This is a genomic window from Streptomyces sp. 7R007 (assembly GCF_054850255.1).
This window is the reverse complement of record NZ_JBTWMV010000015.1, coordinates 158,177-175,868: the sequence shown is the minus strand read 5'-3', so window position 1 is coordinate 175,868 and position 17,692 is coordinate 158,177. Positions and strand designations below refer to the sequence as shown.

Annotated in this window: 16 protein-coding genes; 5 read left to right on the top strand and 11 right to left on the bottom strand. The window is 72.8% G+C overall.

The window, feature by feature from the left end; all coding sequences use genetic code 11:
- Positions 1 to 128 precede the first annotated feature (128 nt).
- The 7 genes from pheA to ACYF6T_RS21525 all read right to left on the bottom strand — a co-directional run bounded on the left by pheA (position 129) and on the right by ACYF6T_RS21525 (position 7,442).
- Positions 129 to 1,061 (bottom strand): prephenate dehydratase, encoded by a 933-nt coding sequence (gene pheA / locus ACYF6T_RS21555; protein ID WP_461698419.1) that lies wholly within the window; start codon positions 1,059 to 1,061, stop codon positions 129 to 131.
- A 70-nt stretch (positions 1,062 to 1,131) separates the two neighbouring features.
- Entirely contained in the window at positions 1,132 to 2,418 is a 1,287-nt protein-coding gene (efeB, locus tag ACYF6T_RS21550) for an iron uptake transporter deferrochelatase/peroxidase subunit (protein WP_461698418.1), read from the bottom strand.
- 8 nt (positions 2,419 to 2,426) lie between these two features.
- On the bottom strand, positions 2,427 to 4,556 hold the full coding sequence (locus ACYF6T_RS21545) for a copper resistance CopC/CopD family protein (RefSeq protein ID WP_461698417.1): 2,130 nt from the start codon (positions 4,554 to 4,556) through the stop codon (positions 2,427 to 2,429).
- A 13-nt stretch (positions 4,557 to 4,569) separates the two neighbouring features.
- Positions 4,570 to 5,007, bottom strand: a complete 438-nt coding sequence (locus ACYF6T_RS21540) for a copper chaperone PCu(A)C (RefSeq protein ID WP_461698416.1) — start codon at positions 5,005 to 5,007, stop codon at positions 4,570 to 4,572.
- Positions 5,004 to 5,657 (bottom strand): SCO family protein, encoded by a 654-nt coding sequence (locus ACYF6T_RS21535; RefSeq protein WP_461698415.1) that lies wholly within the window; start codon positions 5,655 to 5,657, stop codon positions 5,004 to 5,006. Before ACYF6T_RS21535 ends, ACYF6T_RS21540 begins: the two co-directional genes overlap by 4 nt.
- A 74-nt stretch (positions 5,658 to 5,731) precedes the next feature.
- The gene (locus ACYF6T_RS21530) at positions 5,732 to 6,460 is read right to left on the bottom strand and encodes a YcnI family copper-binding membrane protein (RefSeq protein ID WP_461698414.1); all 729 of its coding nucleotides are present in this window, start codon (positions 6,458 to 6,460) and stop codon (positions 5,732 to 5,734) included.
- 109 nt (positions 6,461 to 6,569) lie between these two features.
- Positions 6,570 to 7,442, bottom strand: coding sequence for a hypothetical protein (locus tag ACYF6T_RS21525; protein WP_461698413.1), 873 nt, complete (start codon positions 7,440 to 7,442; stop codon positions 6,570 to 6,572).
- Between the two features lie 222 nt (positions 7,443 to 7,664).
- Between ACYF6T_RS21525 and ACYF6T_RS21520 the strand changes: the two genes are divergently transcribed.
- The 3 genes from ACYF6T_RS21520 to ACYF6T_RS21510 all read left to right on the top strand — a co-directional run bounded on the left by ACYF6T_RS21520 (position 7,665) and on the right by ACYF6T_RS21510 (position 9,990).
- Positions 7,665 to 8,111 carry an ATP-binding protein gene (locus ACYF6T_RS21520; protein ID WP_461698412.1) on the top strand — a complete coding sequence of 149 codons (447 nt, stop codon included), beginning with the start codon at positions 7,665 to 7,667 and terminating at the stop codon, positions 8,109 to 8,111.
- Positions 8,112 to 8,211: 100 nt separating this feature from the next.
- Entirely contained in the window at positions 8,212 to 9,147 is a 936-nt protein-coding gene (locus ACYF6T_RS21515) for an intradiol ring-cleavage dioxygenase (RefSeq protein ID WP_461698411.1), read from the top strand.
- Positions 9,148 to 9,156: 9 nt separating this feature from the next.
- Positions 9,157 to 9,990 carry a triphosphoribosyl-dephospho-CoA synthase gene (locus ACYF6T_RS21510; RefSeq protein WP_461698410.1) on the top strand — a complete coding sequence of 278 codons (834 nt, stop codon included), beginning with the start codon at positions 9,157 to 9,159 and terminating at the stop codon, positions 9,988 to 9,990.
- Between the two features lie 41 nt (positions 9,991 to 10,031).
- On the opposite strand, the gene pdxR is transcribed toward ACYF6T_RS21510, so the two are convergent.
- From pdxR to ACYF6T_RS21495, 3 genes are all read right to left on the bottom strand, one after another.
- A complete protein-coding gene (pdxR, locus tag ACYF6T_RS21505; protein WP_461698409.1) occupies positions 10,032 to 11,399 on the bottom strand; it encodes a MocR-like pyridoxine biosynthesis transcription factor PdxR in 1,368 nt (455 codons plus the stop codon).
- Between the two features lie 81 nt (positions 11,400 to 11,480).
- Positions 11,481 to 12,944, bottom strand: coding sequence for an aminopeptidase P family protein (locus tag ACYF6T_RS21500; protein ID WP_461698408.1), 1,464 nt, complete (start codon positions 12,942 to 12,944; stop codon positions 11,481 to 11,483).
- Positions 12,945 to 13,060: 116 nt separating this feature from the next.
- Positions 13,061 to 14,455, bottom strand: coding sequence for a PP2C family protein-serine/threonine phosphatase (locus ACYF6T_RS21495; protein WP_461698407.1), 1,395 nt, complete (start codon positions 14,453 to 14,455; stop codon positions 13,061 to 13,063).
- A 618-nt stretch (positions 14,456 to 15,073) separates the two neighbouring features.
- On the opposite strand from ACYF6T_RS21495, the gene ACYF6T_RS21490 reads away from it, so the two are divergent.
- Positions 15,074 to 15,739 carry a bifunctional DNA primase/polymerase gene (locus ACYF6T_RS21490; RefSeq protein ID WP_461698406.1) on the top strand — a complete coding sequence of 222 codons (666 nt, stop codon included), beginning with the start codon at positions 15,074 to 15,076 and terminating at the stop codon, positions 15,737 to 15,739.
- A gap of 55 nt (positions 15,740 to 15,794) precedes the next feature.
- Positions 15,795 to 16,385 (top strand): hypothetical protein, encoded by a 591-nt coding sequence (locus tag ACYF6T_RS21485; RefSeq protein ID WP_461698405.1) that lies wholly within the window; start codon positions 15,795 to 15,797, stop codon positions 16,383 to 16,385.
- A gap of 257 nt (positions 16,386 to 16,642) precedes the next feature.
- Here the strand turns inward: ACYF6T_RS21485 and ACYF6T_RS21480 are convergent, their stop codons facing one another.
- Positions 16,643 to 17,632, bottom strand: a complete 990-nt coding sequence (locus ACYF6T_RS21480; RefSeq protein WP_461698404.1) for a DUF5926 family protein — start codon at positions 17,630 to 17,632, stop codon at positions 16,643 to 16,645.
- Between the last annotated feature and the right edge of the window lie 60 nt (positions 17,633 to 17,692).

Below are 17,692 nucleotides of genomic sequence, written 5' to 3'. Positions count from 1 at the left end.
GATGAAGGAGGGGTCTGTAGGCCGATTTGTCGACAGGGTGGCGATGTGTTGTCGACTTGTCCCCAGGTCGAGAAGCGGACCTGTGGATAACTCCTGTGGATAACGAATATCAGCAGGTAGGACTAGACCTAGAAGCGGCCGTCCTGGCAGCGGGCCACCCAGTCCGAGGCCGCCGCGAACTCCTCGTCCGAGGTTCCGGGCCGCGGCGCGCTCACGTCCTCCACGCCCGCGTCCGCCCTCGGGTACGACCCCAGGAACCGCACCTCCAGGCAGATCCGCTTCAGCCCCATCAGGGCCTCGGCCACCCGGCGGTCGGCGATGTGGCCCTCGGCGTCGATGCAGAAGCAGTAGTTGCCGATGCCGGCGCCGGTCGGGCGGGACTGCAGCAGCATCAGGTTGATGCCCCGGGTGGCGAACTCGCCGAGCAGGTCACGCAGCCCGCCGGGGTGGTCGTCGCGCTGCCACAGCACGACGGAGGTCTTGTCGGCGCCGGTCGGCGCGGCGGGCCGGGCGGGCCGGCCGACGAGCACGAACCGGGTCTGAGCGTTCTCCGCGTCGTGGATCCCGGTCTCCAGGGCCTCCAGGCCGTAGAGGGCGGCGGCGAACTCGCCGGCGAAGGCGGCGTCGTACTGGCCCTCCTGGACCAGCCGGGCGGCGTCCGCGTTCGAGGCGGCCGACTCCCAGTCGGCGTCCGGGAGGTTCTCGCGCAGCCAGTTGCGCACCTGCGGCTGGGCGGCCGGGTGTGCGGAGACGGTCTTGATGTCCGACAGCTTCGTGCCGGGCCGCACCAGCAGCGCGAAGGTGATCGACAGCAGCACCTCGCGGTAGATCATCAGCGGCGCGCCCGCGACCAGCTCGTCCAGGGTGGTCGTGATGCCGCCCTCGACGGAGTTCTCGATCGGCACGAACGCCGCCTCGGCCTCGCCGCCGCGCACCGCGTCCAGCGCGGACTGCACCGACACGTACGGGATCAGCTCCCGTGTGGCCGCCTCGGGAAGGGTGCGCAGGGCCGCTTCGGTGAAGGTGCCCTCGGGGCCGAGATACGCATAGCTCGCTGGCATGCCCTCACCCTAATGGCCCTTGCGCGGCCCGGCGTGCGCGTCTCAGGACGGCCGCCCCAAGGAGTGACCGTCACCCCTCCAGCAGCGCCTGGCCCACGTACTCCCCCTTCGCCGCCCCGCCCGGCACCGCGAACAGGCCGCTGGCCTCGTGGCGGATGTACTTCGACAGGGCGTCTCCGCGGTCGAGCTTGCGCTGGACGGGCACGAAGCCGCGCAGCGGGTCCGCCTGCCAGCAGACGAAGAGCAGGCCCGCGTCCGGGGTGCCGTCCGCGTCGATGCCGTCGTGGTAGGAGAAGGGGCGCCGCAGCATCGCCGCGCCGCCGTTCTGGTCGGGACGGGTGATACGCGCGTGGGCGTTGACCGGGACGACGTATTCGCCGTTGGCGTCGGTCTTCTCCAGGTCCATCGCGGTCGTCTCGGTGCCGCCGGACAGCGGCGCCCCGTTCGCCTTGCGGCGCCCGATGACGTTCTCCTGGGCCTTGAGCGAGAGCTTCTCCCAGTCGTCGAGGAGCATCCGGATACGGCGTACGACGGCGTAGGAGCCGTTCGCCATCCACGCGGGCGTGCCGCTGGATGGCACGAAGACGCGCTGGTCGAAGTCGGCGTCGGTCGGCTTGGGATTGCGGGTGCCGTCGATCTGGCCCATGAGGTTGCGTGCCGTCATGGGGTGGGCGGTGGCGCCCGGCGAGCGGTTGAAGCCGTTCATCTGCCAGCGGACGCGGGCCGCGCTGCCCGCGTCCTTCTGGATCGCGCGCAGGGCGTGGAAGGCGACCAGGGCGTCGTTGGCGCCGATCTGCACCCACAGGTCGCCGTCGCTGCGGGACTTGTCGAGGTGGTCGGAGGAGAAGTCGGGCAGCGGGTCGAGGGCGACGGGGCGCTGTTTCTCCAGACCGGTGCGGGAGAAGAAGCTGTGGCCGAAGCCGAAGGTGATCGTCAGCGACGAGGGCCCGGCGTCGCGCGCCACGTCCGTGTCGTCGCTTCCCGTCGGCTCGCCCGCCATGAGCCGCTCGGCCGTGGCCGACCAGCGGCGCAGCAGCGCGGCGGCCTCCTTGCGGCCGGCGCCCGCCGTGAGGTCGAAGGCGACGAGGTGGCCCTTGGCCTGGAGGGCGTCGGTGATGCCGGGCTGATGTTTCCCGTGAAACATTGCCATGTCCGCGCCGAGGGAGGTCAGCGGAGTGGCCTCGGAGGGGGCGGCGGCGTACCCGACGGCCGCTCCGGCCGCGCCGAGCACGAGCCCGGTGGCGCCGGCGGTGCCGAGGAGGGCGCGGCGTGAGAGGCCCGCGGCGGCGGGGGCCGGCCGGGTGGCGCCCTCGTCGGGGGCGGCGGTCCGGGCCTCCGGGATGGACTGTTCTGCCATGGTGCGGTTCAGCCGATCTGCGCGTTCTTGGAGACGGTCACCTGGTCGATGTCGGAGGTCCGCACGGTGACGGCTACCTTCCAGTCGCCGGCCATCGGGATCTGCACCCCTTCGGCCGCCCAGTGTCCGGTGGTGACGTGGTCGGGATTGACGGGAAGCGGCCCGATCTTCTTCGTCTCCAGGGTGAAGGCGACCTTCACCTCGGGGACGTCGAAGGCGCGGCCGTTGGGCCGGGTGACGTAGACGTGCATCTCGTTGCCGCCCACGCGGGCGGGGTCGAAGTCGACCGAGACGACGCCCTTGCCGTCGGTTCCGCCGGTGTCGAAGGGCATGGTCAGCGTCAGCGCGCCCGAGGAGGAGTCGGCCGAGGAGGCGGACGACGAGGAGGACGCGGTGGCCGCCTTGGCCTCCTCCGCCGTGCGGCCCGGCTCGGTCTGCGTCAGCACGGTGGTGACGGCGAGGAGGACGACGGCGACGCCGGCCTCGGCGAGCACGGAACGCCGCAGCCCGAACCGGTCGGGATCGGCGTCCCGCCGCTTCTTCTGCCGCGCGGCATCGACAGCGGCCCGCTGCCGCGCAAGCTGAACGGCCCGCCGAGAGTCACCGACGGCCTTGGATCCGACGCCGGCCTGGGACTCGCCGGGGCCCTCGGACCGACCGGAGCCCTTGGTCGCACCGGTGTCCTCGGACCCAGGGGAGCCGCCGGAAACGCCGGCGCTCACCGAGTCGCCGCGGCCCTCGGGATCGCCGTAGCTCACGGAGTCGCCGGCGGCCTCCGCTCCCACGGCGGCCTCGTTCCCGCCCGTCGCCACGGTGCCCTTCGCGCTCACGCTCGCCGGTTCCTTGCCGGTCTTCGCCGCGGGCTCCTCGCCGACCTCGGTCGTGCCCTCCTGGTCGGTTTCCGTCACCGCCGGGTCCCCCAGCCGTGCCGTCCAGCGCCGCGAGATCGTCGCGAGGCCGACGAGCAGGGTCACGAGGCCGATCTTGACGAGGAGCAGTTGCCCGTACGAGGTGTCGGTGAACGCCGACCAGGAGCCGAGCTGGCGCCAGGACTGGTAGACGCCGGTCGCGACCAGCGCGCAGACGCTGCCGAAGGCGACGCGGGAGAACCGCCGTACCGCCGCCGCCTCCACCGGAGTCTCCGAGCGGTACAGCGCGACGAGCAGCGCGCACAGCCCGCCCAGCCACGCGGCGACCGCCAGCAGGTGCACCACGTCGACCGGCATCGCGATGCCCGGCTGGAGGCCGGTCGAGGCGTGCTCGGCCATCGCCCAGCTCGCCGCGAGCCCGGCGGAGACGACGGCCCCGCCGATCGCCAGCCCGAAGGTCAGGTCCCGCTTCTCCTCGTCCTCGCGCTTGTCGTACGCCCCGAACAGCACGGCGATGAACAGCGCGGCGGCGGCGAGCAGCAGCAGCCGGGAGACCAGCGCCGCGCCCGTCTTGGTCTGCAGCACCTGCCCGAGCAGGTTCAGGTCGAAGACGTCGCCGACCTTGCCGGAGGTGGTGTAGGAGCCGCGCAGCAGGAGCAGCAGCAGGGTGGCCGAGGTCAGCGCCAGCCACCCGGAGACGACCAGCCGCTGCACCGGCCGTACGCCCGAGCCGCGCTGCCAGCAGGCCAGGACGAAGGCGGCGCCGCCGGCCATGACGATGAAGCCGCCGTACGACACGTACCGTCCGAAGCCGTACAGCCAGCCCACGATCCCGCCGCCCACGGTCTGGTCGCCGACCGAGACGGTGGTCGTGGAGGGGGCGCCGATGGAGAAGGTGAACGCGCCGGCGACCGGGTGGCTGTCGGCGGAGACGACCTGCCAGGAGACGGTGTACGTGCCGTCGGCGAGGCCGCTCCTGAGCTGCACGGCATACGTCGTGCCGCTGATGTTGGACGGCTTGCCGGTGTCGACGCGGGTGCCCTTGGGGTCGAGGACGCGCAGGGAGTCGTCCGAGGTCGCGACCTTCTCGGAGAAGGTGAGGGCGACCTCGGTCGGCGCCTGCTTGACCACCACCCCCTGCGCGGGGTCGCTGCCGGTCAGCGCGGCGTGCGCGGAGGCCGGGCCGGCGGCGGCGAGGACCGCGCCGACGACGGCCAGGAGCAGCAGCATCAGGCTCCGCACGCGGCGGGGGGTGATGGTCTGCGTCACGGTGGTCCCTCCCTCAGTGGCCGGTCGCAGGGTTGTACGTGGCCGACTTCACCGGTATCTCGACCGTGAGGGGGCCGGACTTGGCGAAGTGCAGTTCGACGGTCACCTTCTCGCCCTGCTTCGGCTCGTGCTTCAGCTTCTCGAACATCAGGTGGTTGCCGCCGCTCTTGAACACGAGTTGACCGTGTGCCGGTACGTCGAGGGAGGTGACCTCCTGCATGGACTGCCCGACCGTCTCGTGCATCGTGACGGTGCCCAGGGTGCTGGTGACCGAGGTCAGCGCGTCCTTCTCGTCGCCCTTGTTGGCGACGGTCAGGAAGCCCGCGGCCATGTCGGAGACCGGCTGGGGCATGTAGGAGGAGCCCACGGACAGCTCGGGCCCGGAGTCGGCGCAGCCCGCGAGCGCGAGGGCGCCGGTGAGGACCAGGGCCGCCGGGGCGAGTCGCCTCACGGGTTCTCACCCTTGATGATCTTGGGGAGGTCCCTGGTGTAGTCGTCGACGGTGGTGTCCTCGCCGTAGAGGACGTAACCGCCGTTCGTCTTCGGCGAGAAGGCGATGACCTGGGTGCCGTGCACCGAGACGGTCTTGCCGGTCTTCTTGTCCTTGTGGGTCGGCTCGATGGAGATGCCGAGGGTGCGGGCGCCGGCCTGGATGGTGGAGAAGTCGCCGGTCAGGCCGACGATCTGCGGGTCGATGCCCTTGAGCCACTTGCCGAGCTCGGTGGGGGTGTCGCGGGCCGGGTCGGTGGTGACGAACACGATCCGCAGCTTGTCCTGTTCCGCCGCGGGCAGCTGCTTCTTCGCGACCGCGAGGTTGTTCATGGTCAGCGGGCAGATGTCGGGGCAGTGGGTGTAGCCGAAGTAGATCAGCGTCGGCCTGCCGGCCGTCTCCTTGCGGAAGTCGTACTTCTTGCCCTGGGTGTCGGTCAGGACCAGGTCGGGCTTCTCGAAGGGCTGGTCGAGGATGGTCGCGGCCTTCTGCGAGGTGTCCTCGGAGACCACGGAGACCGGGTCCTTGCCGTCGTCGCCGCTGCCGCAGGCGGAGAGGGTCAGGGCGGCGGCGGCGAACAGCGCGGCCGTGGCGAACGTCTTCTTGCGCATAGAAAAATGTCCCAGATGTGAGAGCCGCGGTGTGCGCCGGGGTCGCGCCCCGGCGCACACGCCGATCAGAGTCCTCAGGCGGCGGTACGCCGACGCCCGGCCAGCACGCCGTAGGCCACGCCCAGCGCGCCGACGGCGATGCCGACCACGCCGAGCACGCGCGCGGTGGTGTCGCCGCCGTCGGAGGAGGAGCTGTCGGAGGCGGCCGTGGTCGTCTTGTCGGAGGCGTCCTCCGCCGTGGCCGAGCCGTGCGCGTGCCCGTCGTCGGAGGCGGCGGACAGGGCGAGCACCGGCGCGGGGTTCTCCGGCTCCTCCTGGCCGTCCTGCTGGACCTCGATCCAGCGCACGACCTCCTTGTTCGAGTACGTCTGCAGCGCCTTGAAGACGAGTTCGTCGGTGTCCTCGGGCAGCGCGCCGACCGAGACCGGGAACTTCTCGAAGTAGCCCGGTTCGATGCCCTTGCCGTCCGCGGTCCAGGTGATCTTGGAGACGGCCTCGGTGATCTTCTCGCCGTGCAGCTCGACCGGCTTGGCCAGCGTGGACTTGGTGACCTCGATCTTCCAGCCGGCCATCGGCTCCGGCATGGCGGAGGCCAGCGGGTGGTCGGTGGGGAAGGTGACCTCCAGCTTGGTGGTCGAGGCGTCGTCGCGCTCGTTGGGGACCTTGAAGTCGACGACCGCGTAGCCGCCCTTGGCGGCCGTGCCCTCGGGCTGGACGCTGACGTGGGCGAAGGCGGGCGAGGACAGGACGACCACGGCGGACGCGGCGACGGCGCCGGTCGCGGCGAGACGGGAAGCCTTCATGACAGGGGAACACTCCACTTCGGGTGGGGTCGGGTGAGCAGGACGCGCGCACGCGCGTGTGCCGCACGACGGCGGCCGGCTCCCTCTGTGGAGTGCGGGTCGCGTCGCGTCAGGCGGCGAGAGCGAGAGCGGGTGCGGCGGCCGGCGGGCCGCGCCTGATCACCGAGTGCTGGAGTGCGGTGGTACGGGGCTTCGGCGGGGCGAGCAGGGCCGTGCGCGGCGGACGCGGAGCCGCCTCGGGGGCGTACGGGAGCCCGGCGCGCAGGGCGCGCACCAGCGCGAGCGCGGCGCGCAGGGACCGTCCGGGCGCCCCCTCGGTCCGGGAGAGCTCGACCAGCCTGAGCAGTGCCAGGTCGCCCCGGCGCAGCAGCCACCCCGCGGCGACGGCCGCGAGGACGTGCCCGAGCAGCATCGGCAGCGACGGCAGCAGCGAGGCCGAGGCGCCGGTGGCGTCCGCGGTGTGGTGCATGGAGCTCATGTCCATGCCGGTGCCGGTGCTCACCGGCAGCCGGGCGTCGGCGAGGATCCTGCGGGCCTGGGCAGGGCTGATCGCCGCCGCCGTGGTCCCGCACACGAGCCGCGCGGCCCGCTCGACGAGGGCCGCGTCGGACACGGACCGCAGGGAGGACACGGACGGCATCGAGGACATCGGCATCGACGACATCGAAGACATCGACGGCATCGACATGGCGGCCGACGCCGACGTCTCCTGCCCGAGCCCGAACAGCGTGTGCAGCACGGTCTGCCCGAGCGCGAGCAGCGCCGCGATGCCCGGCAGCGACCGCGCGCGCCCGGCGAGCGGCACCACGACCAGCGCGGTCCCCAGGAACCCGGCGCCCAGCGTCCACAGCGGAACCGTGGCGCAGGAGGCGAGCGTGTGACCTGCCGCGGCCAGCACGACGCAGACCGCGGCGAACACCGCGGCCCGCAGAATCCGGACGTCGTGTCCGGCGCGCGCCGTGCGCTGGTGGGGGGCAGTCATGGCGGGCTCATCATCGCACTGGCCTGACGGGCGCCATACGGCAGGTCCACAAGGTTCCGTACGATCCGAAGATCACTTTCTGGCGTGAACCGCCCTCACATACACCGATTCCACCCCGTACGCATCGCCCATATGGGCGGCATCACGTCAACTCCACGCTTACACGCGGCCACGGGCGGCAATAAGAAACGGTATGTCGAGCCGCGGCCGGGAGGCTGGAGCATGAGCATCTGGTGGTCACTCCATCTGCGGCGCGACGCTGCGAGCGTTCCGCTGGCCAGACGCCTGCTGCTCGGCACGATGGAGACGGCGGGCGTCGACCCGGACGTCTCCTACGACCTCTCCGTCGCCCTCAGCGAGGCCTGTGCCAACGCCGTCGAGCACGGCGGGGGCACGGCGGTCGGCGGTTCCTCGGAGGCGTACCGCGTCACCGCCTACCTCGACGGCGAGAAGTGCCGCATCGAGGTGGCCGATTCCGGCCCGGGCTTCGCCCCGCCGCCGACCACGCGCCCCGCCCGCTCGGACGCCGAGCACGGCCGGGGCCTGTGCCTGATCGAGGAGCTCGCCGACCACGTCCACATCGGCAACCGGCCCGGGCGCGGAGGCGCGGTGGTCAGCTTCGACAAGATCCTCAAGTGGCGCGAGGACGCGCCGCTGATGGCGGTGTGAGAGACAGGACGACCGGCGGGCTTCAGCCTTCTCATCATTCACAGCCCCTTCTTACGTCCGTCCTACGTCCCTGACGGCCGCCCTCCCTACGTTCCCGATCATGACGGGAAAACACAAGAACACCTCCATCACGCGGCGCCGCGCCCTCGCGGTGACCGGCGGCACGGTCGCGGCCGGCGGCCTCGCCGTCGCCGGTTACCAGTCGGCGTTCGCGGACACCACCACCGGCGCCGGGGCGACCGCCACGGCCGACGCCTCCAGCGGCGCATGCATGACCCTGATGTCCAGCGTCACCGAGGGCCCCTACTACCTGGACGGCGCCCTGGTCCGCAAGGACATCACGGAGGGCAAGGCCGGCGTCCCGCTGACCCTGCGCCTGACCGTCGTCGACGCCACCGACGGCTGCACCCCGGTCTCCGGCGCGGCCGTGGAGATCTGGCACTGCGACGCCTGGGGCTACTACTCCGGCTACACCACCGCCAACCCCGGCGGTTCGGCCCCCGCCGAGAGCGAGGAGGGCGACTCCGCGAACGACGCCACGTACCTGCGCGGCTACCAGATCGCCAACGCCAACGGGGTGGTCAAGTTCGAGACGATCTTCCCCGGCTGGTACACCCCGCGCACCTGCCACATCCACGTGAAGGTGCACACGGGCGGCGAGAAGGAGGACGGCACCTACGAGGGCGGCAAGGTCAACTACACCGGCCAGCTCTTCTTCGACGACGACATCGCCCAGGAGATCTTCACGCTGGACCCCTACTCCAAGCACACCGGCACCTACACCACCCTCGCCGACGACATGGTGTACGACGGCGGCGGCGCCGCCAGCGGCCTGCTCACCCTGAAGGCGGTGCACAAGAGCGACCCGTCCAAGGGCTACAAGGGCTTCCTGACCCTCGCCGTCGATCCGGACGCCGAGAACACCGGCGCGGGCAGCGGCAGCGGCGGCACCCCGCCGAGCGACGCCCCGACGGGCACCCCGCCGAGCGGCGCTCCGACCGAAAGCGCCACTCCCTCGGCGTCGGCGTCCTCCTAGAGTGCGGCCATGAGCAGCCGCGAGGACGAGACGCTTGCCCAGGCCGCCGTGGAGGCGCTCACCGGTCAGCTCGACCTGGCTCCCAAACCGGGCCTGCCCGACCCGCGTGACCTCGGTGTGCCCGCCGCCCGCCCGGACCACCGCGCGCTGCGCTGGTCGGCCAAGGCGCTGGCGCCCGGCCTCGCGGCGATGGCCGCCGCCGCCCGCCGCATCGGCGAGCCCACCCCCGCGCTGCGGGCCGAACTGGGCGCGATCGGCCGGTCCACGGAGCACTCGGTGCGCCTGGCGGGCGGCGGCCACCGCGGCGCCCTGTGGGCGCTCGGCTTCCTGGTCGCCGCGGCCGCGCTCGACCCCCGCGCCGGGGCCCGGGACGTGGTCGCGACGGCCAAGCGGATCGCCGCCTTCAACGACAAGGGCGCCCCGCGCAGGCCGTCGCGCGGTTCGTCGGTCTCGGTCAGGTACGGCGCCGCCGGCGCCCGCGGCGAGGCCCGCGCCGGCTTCCCGCACGTACGGCGGGCGTGGGAGGCCCTGACCACGGCCCGCTCGGCCGGCGCCACCGAGACCCAGGCACGGCTGGACGCCCTGCTCACGGTGATGTCCACCCTCCAGGACACGGAACTGCTCCACACGGCGGGCCCGATGGGGCTGCGCCATGTCCAGGCGGGCGCCCGTGCGGTCCTGGAGGCGGGCGGTACGGCGACGGAGGCGGGCGCGGCGGCGCTGGCGGCCCTCGACACCGACCTGCACGCGCGCGCGTGGAGCCCGCGGGGGAGTGCGGGGCTGCTGGCGGGGGCGCTGTTGCTGGACGCCGTGCCGGTCACCGTACGAGCGGCGGCGGTCTGAGCTCCGGGGGACGGCCGCGCACAGGGGCCGCCCCCCGGGCCTCACGCTCCTTCCAGCACCTTCCCCAGCACCTCCAGGGCCTCCGGATACACCCGCTCCCGAGGCGTCCCGTACCCCACGACCAGTCCCTGGGGCCGCCCTTCGCCCGGTGTGTGCCAGTGGTCGCCCAGCCGGCCCAGCGCGAGGCCCTCGGCCTCGGCGCGCTCGACGACATCCGCCTCGTCGGCGACCTCCACGAGCGCGTGCAGCCCGGCCGCGATGCCGTGCACCCCGCGCCGCCCGCCCAGCCGGTCCAGCAACTGGTCCCGGCGGCGCCGGTACCGGAGCCGGCACGCGCGCACGTGACGGTCGTAGGCGTGGCTGTCGATGAGCTCGGCGAGCGCCAGCTGTCCGATGGACTCGGTGTGGTGGTCGCTGTGCAGCTTGGCGTCGGCGACCGCGTCGACCAGGTGGGGCGGCAGCACCATCCAGCCGAGTCTGAGCGCGGGCCCGAGCGTCTTGGAGGCCGTACCGAGGTAGACGACCTGGCCCGGCGCCATCCCCTGCAACGCGCCCACCGGCTGCCGGTCGTAGCGGAACTCCCCGTCGTAGTCGTCCTCGACGATCAGCCCGCCCCGCGCGCGGGCCCAGTCCGTCAGCGCCCGGCGCCGCTCCGGGCGCAGCGTCACGCCGGTCGGGTACTGGTGCGCCGGCGTCACGACGACGGCCCGCTCCTCCCCCAACTCCTGCGCGCACGCCCCGCGTTCGTCGACCCGCACCGGCACCACGCGTCCGCCGTTGTGCCGCACCACCTCCCGGTGGAACGGCAGCCCCGGGTCCTCCATGCCGATCTCGGCGCCGTCCAGCACGCGCGTGAGGAGCGCGAGCCCCTGCACGTACCCGGAGGTGATCACGATGCGCTCCGGGGGCGCGATGACGCCCCGCGCGCGTCCCAGGTACCCCGACAGCGCCTGGCGCAGCTCGATCCGCCCGCGCGGGTCGCCGTAGTCGTACGCGAGCAGCGGCGCGGTGGCGATGGCCCGCCGCAGCGCCCGCAACCAGGCGGCGGCCGGAAAGGCCCCCACGTCCGGGCTGCCGGGCCGCAGATCGAAACGCGGGGTACGCGCGCGGGCCGCCGCGCCCGGCGCCTCCGCGTCGACCGACGGCAGCTCGGCGACCTGCGTGCCCGATCCCTGCCGCGCCGTCAGGTAGCCCTCGGCGACGAGCTGGTCGTAGGCGGCCTTGGCGGTGCCGCGCGATATCCCGAGCTCGCTCGCGAGCCGCCGGGTGGCGGGCAACCGCGTCCCCGGCGCCAGCCGCCCGTCCCGCACGGCGTCCCGCAGCGCCCGCTCCAGCCCGACCCGCCGCCCTTCGCCGTCGTCGGTCTCCAGATGCAGATCGACACCGACACCGGACCAGAAGTCGTCCACGACGACCCTCCCCCTAGGTTTCGTGAATCCAGGCACGTCAATGGCCGGGCACCCCACTGGTACCCGGCCATCCGTTCCGTATCAGCTCGTGAGCGAAGCCATCCAGGCCTCGACCTCGTCGGAGCGCCTCGGCAGACCCGCCGACAGGTTCCGGTTGCCGTCCTCGGTGACCAGGATGTCGTCCTCGATCCGCACGCCGATGCCCCGGTACTCCTCCGGCACCGTCAGGTCGTCGGCCTGGAAGTACAGCCCCGGCTCGACGGTGAGGCACATCCCGGGCTCCAGCGTGCCGTCGACGTACGTCTCCACGCGCGCGGCGGCGCAGTCGTGGACGTCCATGCCGAGCATGTGGCCCGTCCCGTGCAGCGTCCAGCGCCGCTGCAGCCCGAGATCCAGCACCCGCTCCACGGGCCCCTCGACCAGCCCCCACTCGACGAGCTTCTCAGTGAGCACGCGCTGCGCCGCGTCGTGGAAGTCCCGGTACTTGGCGCCCGGCTTGACGGCCGCGATACCGGCCTCCTGGGCCTCGTACACCGCGTCGTAGATCTTCTTCTGGATCTCGCTGAACCGCCCGTTGACGGGCAGCGTGCGCGTGACGTCGGCGGTGTAGTACGTGTGCGTCTCGACGCCCGCGTCCAGCAGCAGCAGGTCGCCCGAGCGCACCGGCCCGTCGTTGCGCACCCAGTGCAGCGTGCAGGCGTGCGGGCCGGCGGCACAGATGGAGCCGTAGCCGACGTCGTTGCCCTCGACGCGCGCGCGGAGGAAGAACGTGCCCTCGATGTAGCGCTCGGAGGTCGCCTGCGCCTTGTCGAGGACCTTCACCACGTCCTCGAAGCCGCGCACGGTGGAGTCGACGGCCTTCTGCAGCTCGCCGACCTCGAACTCGTCCTTGATCAGCCGCGCCTCGGAGAGGAAGACCCGCAGCTCCTCGTCGCGCTCGGCGGTGACCTTGTCGGTCAGGGCGGCCTCGATGCCGGCGTCGTAGCCGCGCACGACCCGCACCGGACCGGTCGCCTCGCGCAGCCTGCCGGGCAGCTCGCGCACGTCGGAGGCGGGGATGCCGTACAGCTTCTCCGCCTCGGTCAGGGAGTGCCGGCGGCCCACCCACAGCTCGCCCTGTCCGGAGAGCCAGAACTCGCCGTTCTCCCGGTCGGAGCGGGGCAGGAGGTAGATCGTGGCCTGGTGGCCGTCGGCGACGGGTTCCAGGACCAGGACGCCGTCCTCGGTCTGGTTGCCGGTGAGGTAGGCGTACTCGACCGAGGCGCGGAAGGGGTAGTCCGTGTCGTTCGAGCGGGTCTTGAGGTTGCCCGCGGGGACGACCAGGCGCTCACCCGGGAAGCGCGCGGACAGCGCGGCGCGGCGGGCGGCGGTGCGGTCGGCCTGGGGGATCGGCCGCAGGTCGTGCAGCTCGGTGTCGGCCCAGCCGGACTTCATGTTCTCGGCCAGCTCGTCGGACACGCCCGGGTACAGGCCGTTCTTGCGCTGCTTGATCGGCTCTTCCGACTCTTCCGGGGTCTCCGGGGTGAGCTCGTCGGCCACGGTCATCCTCCTCGATACGGCACTGGACCCCCACCATCGTACGGTCGTACGGAAGGGGGCCCAGGGGCGAAGGACCTGTTACCGCGGGGAGCGGCGCGCGCACGGACGTACGCGCCCCCGGCTCACTCGAAACGCGCCGCGAGCAGGACGACGTCCTCCTCGCCGTCGGCCCGGTCGAGCCCGTCCGGCAGCACCGTGCGCAGCACGTGGTCGGCGATCGCGCCCGGGTCCTCGCGCAGCGCCCTGGGCACCCCGGCCGCCGCCGCGTGCAGGCGGGCGAAGGCGCGGTCGGTGGGGTCGCCGGTGCGGTGCAGCAGGCCGTCGGTGTAGAGCAGCACCGTCTCGCCGGGCTCCACCTGGAACTCCACGCTGGGCGCCTCCCAGCAGGCGAGCATGCCGAGCGGCGCGGACACGGACGTCTCCACGAACTCCGTGCGCCGCTCGCCGATCAGCAGGGGCGGGCTGTGTCCGGCGCCCGCGAGGGTGACCTTGCGCAGGGCGGGCTCGCAGTAGGCGAACAGGGCGGTGGCCGAGCGGGCGGGCTCGGTCAGCCGCAGCAGCAGCTCCAGGTCGGACAGGACGGCGACCGGGTCCTCGCCCTCCATGACGGCGTACGCGCGCAGGGAGGCGCGCAGCCGGCCCATCGCGGCGACGGCGCTCGGTCCGCAGCCGGTGACGGCGCCGACGGCGAGGCCGAGGGCGGCGTCGGGCAGCGGCAGCGCGTCGTACCAGTCGCCGCCGCCGCGCGGGCCGGTGCGGTGGCGGGCGGCGAGCTGGACGCCGGCGACGCGCGGGAGCCGGGACGGCAGCAGCTCCTCGGCCATCGTCGCCATGGACGCGCGCGTGCGCTCCACCTCGACCAGGCGGGCCAGGTGCTCACCGGCGTAGCGGGCGTAGAGGCCCACCAGGTGGCGCTGGCGCTCGACCGGTTCGGCGGGCTCGTCGTACAGCCACACGGCGGCGCCGATGCGGCCCGCGGAGTGGGTGGCCAGGGGCAGGGCGTAGCTCGCGGCGTAGCCGAGGCGGGCGGCCACCTCGCGGTGGCGGGGGTCGAGGCCGTCCTCGGCGAGGAGGTCGGGCTGGGCGATCTCGCCGTCGGCGCCCGGCAGTCCGTCCAGGATGCGGCCGTAGGACATGGCGCTGCGCGGCACGGTCTCGATGTGGCCGAGGTCGGCGCGCGCGAGGCCGAGGCCGATCGTGGTGTCCGGTCCGAGGCCGTCGCCCGGTTCCAGTACGACGAGACCGCGCCGGGCGCCCACGAGGGCGGCTCCGGCGCGCAGCAGTTCGGTCAGGGCCTCGTCGAGTGCGTCCGTGCGGGCCAGGCGTTCGGTGAGTTCGTGGAGTGTCGTCAGGTCCGAGACCCAGCCGGCGAGGCGGTCCTGGAGCAGGGCGCCCGGGGCGTTCGGCGGCGGGACCGCAGGGGTGTCCGGGGCTGCGGGCGCGGGCGCGACAGTGTGTGCGGGCGGGGGAACCGTTGAATCGATTCCAGCCACTTTCGGAGCGTGAGGGGCGGTCATGGCGTCCGGCTTTCCGGCCGGTGCGTACTGCACAAAAGCATCGCAAACCCCCATGTCTTCTGCGCCGCTGGCAGTGTCTCCACATGTACACGCACTCGTGAGGGGATGTCCAGCATTGTCCTGCAGGGATTCCTGGTGTCCGTGAGTCACTGGTGGACTTTCCGACGAAAGGCAAAGTTGGCTTAAAACCGACTCGGGTAACGGGGTATTGCGGTCGACTGGGCTTGCTCCACGGAGCGTCACAGCGGTCGTGATGGGTACCTACTCGGAGAAGGCCAGGGGCGGTTGACAGTCAGCCGGAACCTGCTGACCGACCCGGGCGTCCTATCCACCGACGACCGTGCCCCATCCTCCCGTGGCGGAGGCGAAGAGAAATACGCGGGACGGCAAAACGCCAGACTTCGCCACCCCCACGCCACGGCCATGCTTTTGATAGATGCACCATGGGTCGGGCGGTCGAAGCCGCCGCGGACGCGGCCGATGCCCGGCTCAGAGGGGTTCCCCTTGCCTCCAGCAGGGGTGTGATGCGCCAACAGGTACGCACAGTGAAGTGATCGACACATGGTGTGATGTGGCCCACGGTGTTGCCAGCGGTGCAACGGAAAGGAACGAGCGCTCATGCGCGAGATCCTCGGAAGGCGACGCAGGCTCCTGTCCCAGCGCAGTGACGGGAGGCCTGAGTTGATCAGCGCGGCCCTGACCTTCGCGGCCGAATGGCAGTGGCCCGTACTCCCGGGCGCGGCGGCCGACCCGCAGGGGCGCTCCCGCTGCGGCTGTCCCGATCCGGAGTGCACGGTGCCCGGCGCGCACCCCTTCGACCCCGGCCTCCTCGCGGCCACCACCGACGCCCGCATGGTGCGCTGGTGGTGGAGCAACCGGCCCACCGCCCCCATCATCCTGGCCACCGGCGGCAAGGCCCCCTGCGCGGTCAGCCTGCCCGCCCTCCCGGCCGCGCACGCCCTCGCCGCACTCGACCGCAGGGGCATGCGCCTGGGTCCGGTGATCGCCTCGCCCAGCCGCTGGGCGATCCTGGTGAAGCCGTACTCCATGGAGCAGTTGGGCGAGCTGCTCTACGCCCAGGACTTCGTCCCCGGCTCCCTGCGCTTCCACGGCGAGGGCGGCTACCTCGCCCTGCCGCCGTCCGAGACCGGCGAGGGCGAGATCCGCTGGGAACGCGCCCCGCTGCCCGGCTCCGCCTCCCCCTGGGTGCCCGACGTCGAGGCCGTGGTGGACGCGGTCGTCGAGGCCCTCACTCGTACGGGTGTGAGCGCCCCCGAGTTGTAGGGGTGTCGGGCGCGCACGCGACGGCGCGCCCGCCGGCGGTCGTTATCGTCCGCCTATGAACCTCCGTCTCCTCGCCCTCGGGGGCGTCGTGGCGTGCGCCGTCGCGCTGCCGCTGGCCGTGGCGTCCGCAGGACCCGTGGGCGACGAGGGCCACGCCGTCGTACGAGCCCCCGCGCGCGAGGCCGTACGTCACTCCCCTGCTCCCCTGGCATCCGCTTCCGACCCCGACCCCGAGTCCGCCTCCGGCGGAGACGCCAAGGCGCCGGCCGGTTCGCCGCTGCTGCTCGGCCTGGGGCTGGCCACCGCCGCGCGCTGCGGTCCCGAACTCACCTCTCCCGAAGGCGTCGAGGCGCAGACCTGTGTCCTCACGCAGGGCGCGGACACCTGGGCGCGCACCTACTACCGCAACGGCACCGGGGACGCCCTGGACGCCGTCCTCAGCCTCCTGGGGCCCGCCGGCCACACCGTGCAGACGAGGTGCGCGGTGGGCGCCGAGGACGAGCCGGAGACGTGCGAGACGCCCAGGGAGCGCACATGGGGATCACTGGACGGGTACACGGCGGTCGCGGAGTTCGCGGAGCGGGGGGAGAGCGGGCGGCTGCTGCTGCGGTCGGGCAGCAACTCCGATGTCTCCACGGGCAGTTGACGGACGCCCTCGGTCCGTCAAGGAACGCGCCCCCTGAAAGCGCCCATGAAAAGACCCGGTTGCTGGCGACGGGGGATGCACCAGCAACCGGGCTACTGGAACGGTAACAAGAGATCGGCGGTTCGCAAATTCGATCTGGGGTTTCAAGTCACCGGATTCGCCTGCGGCGGCCGGGACTTGTGATCGGAGTCACCGCCTCCGCTTGATCCTCTTCGGCTGACCGGTCGGTCAGCCGAAGAGGACGCCGTCACGAACTGTCAACTGAGCGTGACCTGGCGGTTGGTGAGTCCACCCCGCGCGCGACGCTCGTCCGCGCTCAGCGGCGCGTCGGTGGCGAGGGCGCCGGCGAGGCGCTCGGCGAACTCGGCGGCCGGCTTCTCGACATCCTCCGCGGTGACCGCGCTCGGCAGGTCCCAGACCGGCACGGTGAGCCCGTGAGCGCGGAAGGAGCCGACCAGGCGGGTGCCCTCGCCGAGGTGGGAGCGGCCCGCCGCGTGCAGGCGCGCGAGGGCGTCCAGAAGCTGCTCCTCGGGGTGCGGCATGACCCAGCGCAGGTGGTTCTTCTCGGGGGTCCGGCACCAGTAGGCGGCGTCCACGCCGGTCAGCCGGACCGTCGGGATGGCCGCGGCGTTGGCCCGCTCCAGGGAGGCGGTCACCTCCGGGGTGGCGTTCTGCGGGTCCGGGACCCAGAACTCGAAGCCGCTGTGCACAACTGGCTCGAACGCGCCTTCGGGGTCGAGCAGATCCTGCAGCCGCGGCCCGTCGGCGGGGGCGCGCCGGCCCTCGACCGGGGTGCCCGGGTCGGCGGTCAGCGCGCGCTGGAGGGTGTCGGCGAGATCGCGGCTGATGTCGCCGGAGGCCGTGTCGTTCTGCAGGCCGAGCAGGACGGCGCCGTCGTCGCGGCGCAGCGCCGGCCAGGCCATCGGCAGCACCGTGGCGAGCGTGACGGAGGGGACGCCCTCGGGCAGGCCGTCCTTCAGGGCCAGCTCGACCGTGGCCGCCGGGACCAGCTCGCGCAGGGCCACCCAGTCGCACTCGCCGGGCAGGCCCTCGAAGGGACGCTGCACCAGCTCGGTCGCGGCCTGGGCGGCGGCGCGGCCGTGGCATGCCTTGTAGCGCCGGCCGCTGCCGCAGGGGCAGGGCTCGCGCGCACCGACGACCGGGAAGTCCCCCTCAGCGCCTCCGGCGCGGGCTCCAGTGCTGGTCTGGCGGCCTTTGGCCTTCGTCTGGACTCGCTTCTTGCCCATCGTGGGTGTCTCCCGGTTACGGCTCGTCTGGTACGGCGGGAGCCTAGCCGTTCACGCCAT